This is a genomic window from Vibrio sinensis, from assembly GCF_003605645.1.
Classification (GTDB): domain Bacteria; phylum Pseudomonadota; class Gammaproteobacteria; order Enterobacterales; family Vibrionaceae; genus Vibrio; species Vibrio sinensis.
The window spans coordinates 1-399 of record NZ_QVMU01000190.1; the positions used below are offsets into that span (position 1 = coordinate 1).

Genomic DNA, 399 nt, shown 5'->3' on the forward strand with positions numbered 1-399 from the left:
GAGCGGCTGCGGATGGGCTATCCGCACGGGCACCGCAAAACCACGACACTGGTCGCGGGACTGCGCATGACCGGCATGGTTGCGCCGATGGTGCTCGACGGCCCGATCAACGGCGACTGGTTCGAAGCCCATGTTACCCAAGTGCTCATCCCCGAGCTTCGGCCCGGCGATGTGGTCATCATGGACAATCTGTCGAGCCACAAGCGCGCCTCGGTGCGCGAACGGATCGAAGCGGCTGGCGCCTCCTTGCGCTTCCTCCCGCCCTACAGCCCGGACTTCAATCCGATCGAAAAGGCTTTCTCCCGCCTCAAGGCAATGCTCAGAAAGATCGGCGAGCGAACCGTGAACGGACTATGGGGCCTTATCGGCAGGCTCGTCGATATCTTCCAGCCCGACGAA

1 protein-coding gene is annotated in these 399 nt (G+C 62.9%); it reads left to right on the plus strand.

What is annotated here, in order from left to right; translation table 11 throughout:
* Nucleotides 1–399 (plus strand): transposase (locus tag DZ860_RS24145; RefSeq protein WP_133305471.1); only part of this gene is annotated, 399 nt, incomplete at both ends.